Annotated in this window: 5 protein-coding genes; 2 read left to right on the top strand and 3 right to left on the bottom strand. The window is 47.2% G+C overall.

Annotated elements, in window-relative coordinates; all coding sequences use genetic code 11:
- Nucleotides 1-217 precede the first annotated feature (217 nt).
- The 3 genes from IQ235_RS15030 to IQ235_RS15020 form a co-directional block, all read right to left on the bottom strand.
- Nucleotides 218-2,452 (bottom strand): PhoX family protein, encoded by a 2,235-nt coding sequence (locus tag IQ235_RS15030; protein WP_264322257.1) that lies wholly within the window; start codon nt 2,450-2,452, stop codon nt 218-220.
- A gap of 567 nt (nt 2,453-3,019) precedes the next feature.
- Entirely contained in the window at nt 3,020-3,688 is a 669-nt protein-coding gene (phoU, locus tag IQ235_RS15025; RefSeq protein ID WP_319592603.1) for a phosphate signaling complex protein PhoU, read from the bottom strand.
- Nucleotides 3,689-3,806: 118 nt separating this feature from the next.
- The gene (locus IQ235_RS15020) at nt 3,807-5,072 is read right to left on the bottom strand and encodes a sensor histidine kinase (protein ID WP_264322255.1); all 1,266 of its coding nucleotides are present in this window, start codon (nt 5,070-5,072) and stop codon (nt 3,807-3,809) included.
- A gap of 21 nt (nt 5,073-5,093) precedes the next feature.
- On the opposite strand from IQ235_RS15020, the gene IQ235_RS15015 reads away from it, so the two are divergent.
- Both IQ235_RS15015 and IQ235_RS15010 read left to right on the top strand, forming a co-directional pair.
- A complete protein-coding gene (locus tag IQ235_RS15015; protein ID WP_264322254.1) occupies nt 5,094-5,288 on the top strand; it encodes a hypothetical protein in 195 nt (64 codons plus the stop codon).
- Between the two features lie 726 nt (nt 5,289-6,014).
- Nucleotides 6,015-6,709: DUF4388 domain-containing protein (locus tag IQ235_RS15010; RefSeq protein ID WP_405196685.1), on the top strand; the 695-nt coding region annotated here is incomplete at its 3' end.

Below are 6,709 nucleotides of genomic sequence, written 5' to 3'. Positions count from 1 at the left end.
CTTTCAAACGATTCAGTTGTGAAGGTTCGGTTGGCTTTGGGTTCCTCTCGTCCCCCTCAGCGCTTTACTAACATAACACGACCCTCCCAATTCCTGTCAACCCTTTTTGGGAAATATTTTGGAGAAACCCTCAAACCCTTATTACGTAAGGGTTTGAGGGTTTCTAAATTTTATAGCTTAGGCCAAAAGAACAATGTTCGGAGTACAGGAGCGAGATTTAGACGATCGAGCCGAGGTCGCGACGATAGATGGCAACCACCGATGGCTTGGGTGAAGAATTTGCCTGGGAGTCCGGCCAGTTAGAGCCGATGGGCACTTGTCGAGTTTGACGAAAGCCTTCGCCAGTGGGAGTCAACATTTCAAATTCGCGAGTTTCGATCGCTCCATCGCGACGGATTCCCCCAGATTCTCCTGGATGCTGTACCGCTAGAAATAGACTCGAGCCATCTCGGCTGAAGTACGGTCCGGTCATCTCACATTCCATCGGACCGATCGCAAATAAGTAAGCATCTCCTGCGGACTCTCCCTGAAGGGGAAAATACCAAAGAGAGTTATTGCCAAACGTACCGGACAACTTAGAGGGGTCGATGGGTTGACCGCTTCGATCGACGCGACTCGGTACGACCTGGTTCATCTTACTCGTTGACATATCTGTAACCATCCAGAGATTTCCGCGAGGGTCGAGCAAGATATTATCGGGATTGGCAAATCCCCAACCTCCCTGAGCCGGTTCCCCTCCCGCAGCCATCATTTGCCACGTAAAGCTCAATGCCCCAGGATTGTTATCGGTTTCCACCAGATGCATAATCCAGCCGTACTCGTGGGGTTCTCCCGTCGGCGTTTTAAAAATACGCTTGTCAGGGCCGCCACTATCACCCGGCGAACCCGAGGTAAAACTAATATAAAGAGAGCCATCCGGTGCAATTTCCGTATCTTCGGGACGAGCCGCACAAGTTGCACCCACAGCATTCGCCGCATAATGGGCATCAATGAGAATGGCTCCTTGCTTTTCGACTTCGGTTCCCGTGTATATATCTCCCAGAGTTTTCAGGCGTTCCTTAAACCCTTTGATTCCATAATCTTGCTCGGCTTTGATGTAACCACCTGCGGGAGGAGATGGCAATAAAATACTATTTCCCCAAATATTGCTGGGGAAATCCGGGTCGATTGGAGTTGTGGGGGCTAGAGGAATCCAAGTTCCCGTGCCGTCGGGTTGGAACTTGGCAGCGTATAGAGTCCCATCGGCAAGGAGTTGAGAGTTAGCTTTATCCTGGGGATCGCTCGCGCTTTGGCGGCTGACAAATTTGTAGATATGACCGCCCCGCCGATCGCATCCCGAATAAAATGCGATCGGTTTTCCCGCTTCTACGCGAACGCCAACGGCTTCGTGACGATACCGTCCCAACCAAGTGTGTTTGGTACCACAGTCATTGGGGTTTGCGGGGTCGATTTCAACGATCCAGCCGTACTTATTTCCGGCGAGTCCGAACACATTCCCCTGACCGTATATATTCTTCTCGTCCATATAAAACGGTAGTTGGGATGGTTGGGCTGAAGTTCCATCTGGGAACACCGGTTCGGGAACTTGGGCTTGGAAATTCTCTTCAGCACTGAGAACCGTTCCCCAAGGGGTCGTACCTCCGGCGCAATTGGCAAAGGTACCGACAATGCGATCGCCCAAGCCGTCGATGTATCCTTGGCCCTGAGTTTTGCGAAAAACGGCTGTAGCCGGACCAGTGGCTTTGAGAGAGCATTCATCGGTTAAGCCCGAGATTCCCGTGACTCGACGATCTGCCTGAGAAGGTTGGCGCACCCATTTTCCGCGATCGTCGCGGTTTAGGGTAATGACTCCCAACCCTTGATCGAGGAGCGCTTCTTGGCAAATCTGTTGAATTTTGGCTTTGAGAGGATCGCCATCGGGTAAAGCATAGGCATTGATTGGGGATGTGTCGATGGCGGCAGTAACTTCGGCAAAGGGTAGAGATTTGCCGAGAACTTCACTGTATGTTTCCATCCAGGTTCGACCGCTAATATACTCGAAGTTAACGGTTAGGTAACCCAGATTCTCTCCCGTTTCGATAAAGCTGAGATAGTCGTTGTTGTATCCGAAACGAGAATTGCCCACTCGATCGCCCCAAGTGGCAATGACTTCATATTCAAAGTCTTCTGGCAAAACCAACTCATCGAGAACTTCATAGGCTTGATAAGCTTGAATTTGCTCCGATGGCGATCGGGGATCGTGGGGTAACGGCATCGGGCCGGAGACGGGACGAAACCCGATCTCATCGATCCCCGACAAGTTCAAACCTGTTTTAGAGGAAGATGGAGATGGCGACGACCCTGTAGATGAGAGATTTGGCTTGCGTCCGTCGCATCCAGGAACAGAGCTGGCGACGATGGCACTCGCACCACTCCCCAGTAAGAGCAAAAAATTACGACGCTTTAGGTGCATACCAACCGGTTGAGATGGAGAATCGGTCACTCGATCGAAAAAATATTTATCCTAGGTTATCGCAACCAGTCTAAGTCTGCTCGATCGATGGGTAATGCTTGGGTTAAGACTTCTGTCGAATTAGAATTAACACCTGTTGGGAACTGGCTAAAATCCTGAATCTATCGGGACTGAGAAATCATCGAGAACCCTATTTTTTCGTCATCGATCGACTCTCGAATTGCTTGCACTCCAAAGCTCAGATTAGAATCACGGCAAATTATGAAGGTGTGACTTGGAGTCCGTCTGATTTTCAGACACGAAAAAGAGAAAACTTTTCGATCGAGAAATTTCCCAACAGATCGCTCCCCATCGGAGTTATCGATGGCTATCTAATTCGAGAGATTGCCAACTGGATCGGTCAGTTGACCGATTCGATGAAAGACAATACTTCTCTTCTCTTTTGGGTAAATCAATCTCATACACTTAATATTGAAAGAAGGTTTGACTCCTCAAGACCATCATCCATCATTCCAGTTCCGCAAATCTATGCATTGAGTTACTATCGCCATCAATAACGGGCAATTTCTAGTGGCGATGACCGGTGACGATATAAGCGACTCGACGACCAATATTCGTCGCATGGTCGGCCATCCGTTCTAAGTGGCGAATTGCCAAAACAAGCAGCAAAATTGGTTCGAGAACCCCTTGATAGTCGCGTTGGCGAGCAAGAGTTTGATAAAGCGTATCGTAAGCCGTATCGACTGCCGTATCTTTCTCTTTCATTTGCAAACCCACTTCTGCATCGAGATTAATTAATGCTTCTAGACTCATGGCGAGCATGGCTTGCGCTTGTTGAGACATCATGGCAATTCTTGACATACAGTTATGCTCGGGGTAGGGAAATAGCTTAATTGAAATTTCGGCTAAATCCTTGGCATAATCGCCAATACGTTCGAGATCGCGCACGAGTTGCATGAAAGCCCCCAACTGTCGGCTATCGCGGGCAACAGGTGCTTGTAATGTCATCAATAATACGCAATCTGCCTCAATTTGACGATAATATCGATCTATTTTTTTATCGAGCGAGGGAATCGCTTTCGCAGCCGATAAATTTCGATCGCATAGTGCTTGATGGCTCAAACGACAAGAGGTCTCTACTAAAGCTCCCATGCGCAAAATATCTCGTTCCACGCGATTTAATTCTCGCTGAAATGGACGGCGAGCTGGAGTTTGAGTATCAGAATATACAATCACATCAAATAAATTACCTTTTTATATAACAACGATATTTCTATTTCGTTCTAACCTAGCACGTTTATTTCGAGGTTAACGTTTTTTAAAAACTGAGATGGAGTGTATTTGAGGAGATCGATTAGGAATGAATACATTTAATGGGTAATTTGATTTGAACCCAAGCACCACCGGTTTCGGGATGATTTCTGGCAACCACCGAACCACCATGAGCGGTGACGATTTGTTGGACGATCGCCAAACCCAATCCGCTGCCATTGACTGTCGAATTTGCCTCTCGGGTTCGAGAGGGATCTCCTCGATAAAATCGCTCGAAAAGATGGGGGAGATCGAGTTCGGAAAATCCCGAGCCAGCATCGATAATATTAATTTCGAGTCGATTTCCTTCAGGCACGAGAACTTCCACTTCGATCGCTGCTTTGGGGGGACTGTGGCGAAGACTATTATCGAGGAGATTGAGAAAGACTCGATACAGTTTGGATTTATCGGCTTCGATGCGACAAGGTGTTGGAATGGAGCAAATTAGATTTATCTGTTGGGGTTGGGCAAGAGGTTCTAGGGTTTGCCAGACCGATCGAACCAGAGATTCGAGTTCCAAATCCTTGCAATTTAGGCGATCGCTGGGGTTGGTTTCGAGTTGGCTCAGTTCTAACCAGTCTCCCACGAGTTTAATCAAGCGATCGTTTTCTTCGAGGAGGCGATCGACCCACTTTTTCACCGATGGCTCAACTCGACTTTGGAGTGCCTCGACAACAAGGCGAACAGAGGTGAGGGGAGTCCGGAGTTCGTGGGTGAGATCGGATAGCCACCGATCTCGCGATCTCGCGAGATCGGTGATGGGTTGTCGATTTTCCAGAAATACACCGACATATCCATCTGCAAGGGGAAATGTATGGCTGCGCAACGCGAGGGAATCCTGTAGTTTAGGCTTTTCGACATTGGCATTCACAGGATGGAAAGTCCAATCTCGCTGTTTGGGTTGCTGGCGTTCGCGAGTCAGTTCGATGGCTCGATCGAGTTCGTAGGAGCGCACCAGCTTTAGTAACAAGCAAGAGTCGCCAGAGTTCCAACGATCTATTTTCAACAGAGATCGGGCTTTGTCATTGCACCAGCAAAGTTGATTGTCTTCATCGACTTGCAAATACCCAAACGGCGCATCTAGCAGAATTTGCTGCCAATATTCTACAGAACGTTCTAAGTCCTCTCTTTCGTAACGATCGACAGCAATACCTCGGCGTAACTGCGACCAAAGAGACATCGAATCGTCCGGGATAGAGGAATCCAAGCTGGCTAGCAACTGTCGAAGTTGTCGCTCGACCGTAAAGCGCAGCCACAGGAAAAAGCTCATTCCCACAGCGAGTCCCAGTATAAACGTCACGAAGGACATACTCAATATCGAAGGACGCGAATGTTAGTCCTCCTTACTGTATCGGAAGATGAAGTAAACGGATCGCCGACCATCCCAGATCTCGCTCGGGTAAAAGCGATCGCCCAAGAGATTGATTTTCTCGGCTCCGCCCCAACTCAACCGATTGCTTATCGTCATTTCTGTGGTGGAGTACAAATCATAACAATCGACCATCAAAATCTCGATCGTCATTAGTTTAAGATTTTTTAATTTGTAATCCAGGCAACGGTCTGAAACTATTTTTTATTCTAAAAATAAAATAGATCTATGCTGCTCTAATTATTTAATTCAACAATTGGAAAGTAATCTCGTGTTCGGATGCTTTGTTTTTTAAGAAAATATTTTTCATTGGGTCGTAAATTGAGTTCGATAATGAAGTTCGATACACAAAATAAAGGTGATTTTTAAAGTTTGCCGACCCTGACAAACTTCAGTCTATTTACGTACTCCAGAACTTCATTAAGCTTGGATAAACAAAGCAAACATTATTTAAAGATTTTATAAATAATGTTTTGAATCTCTAAAAGTCTGCTAAATTTCTAGCAAAGTTCAAATTCAGTAACGTCGATTGACTTACGTAATAACACGGATATAAAAACTATATTCAGTGATATTACTGAAAAGAGATTTCAATCGTCGCGAGACCTCGCAAATAGTGATAAATTGCTACTGATGCTATCTGCCATCGTACTTAGCATCGACGTAACCAATCTCTTGAAATGGTGTTAAGGTCGCCAATTGGTTGTTCTTAGTTCGAGCAATTTGCCAGAGTTCTCACTATAGATATTTGAGGGAGCATCGCAAGTTAAAAAAGGGAGTCAAAAACTCGCGATCTCCAGCTACGATACGGGGTACGATTCGCAATATCTACCATTCGATCGCGACCCAAAGAAATAAAGCAGTCGGCCAGGATGCAGATTTATGACTTGCTACCAACCCTTTCAAAAACTTTACCCTCTAAGTTTATTGGCGAAATCTATCGAGCGTCAGTATCGGGGAGGATTGCAGGTCTATGACGGATCGGTAACTTGGTTGGTTTATTTAGAGAGTGGAGGACCGATCTATGCCACAAATTCGATCGAGCCGTTCGAGCGTCTCGATCGCCACTTATGTAACCTGACCCCCCAGGTTCCAACAAGCGTGATGCGGGGACAAATTCGATGGCTATTTGGCTCGCCTCAAAACACTCCGAGCGATCGACCTTCAGATTACAAGGCAATCTGCTGGTTAGTTCAAAATCACTACCTAAATGCCGAACAAGCGGCAAAGCTTGTCGAAGCGATTGCCAAAGAAGCCATCGAGACGTTACTATCCGTGCGCGAAGGGGCTTACCAATTCATCGAACTCCAAGACATTGCCCAATTACCTAAATTTTGTCAGCTCAACCTCAAAGATTTAGTCAAAAAAAGCCCCCATCGTCCCGAATCCAAGCCAAACATAAGCCTAACGGATCGACCGGGGACTTCGTTTGCATCTCCCCAACTGTTTCTCGAACCCCATCGGTTGTCGCCTCCCCAGCCTACTTCTAGCGCACCTCCATCGGTTCGGCATCACCCGCACTCCAGCCGCCCCCCCACACCCGCAGAGCAGATCGCATCCTCGACTCCAACCCCCGT

The sequence above is a fragment of the Zarconia navalis LEGE 11467 genome (assembly GCF_015207075.1).
GTDB classification, from domain to species: domain Bacteria; phylum Cyanobacteriota; class Cyanobacteriia; order Cyanobacteriales; family Geitlerinemataceae; genus Zarconia; species Zarconia navalis.
Note: the sequence above shows the minus strand (reverse complement) of the source record. Positions and strands in the feature narration are given on the sequence as shown.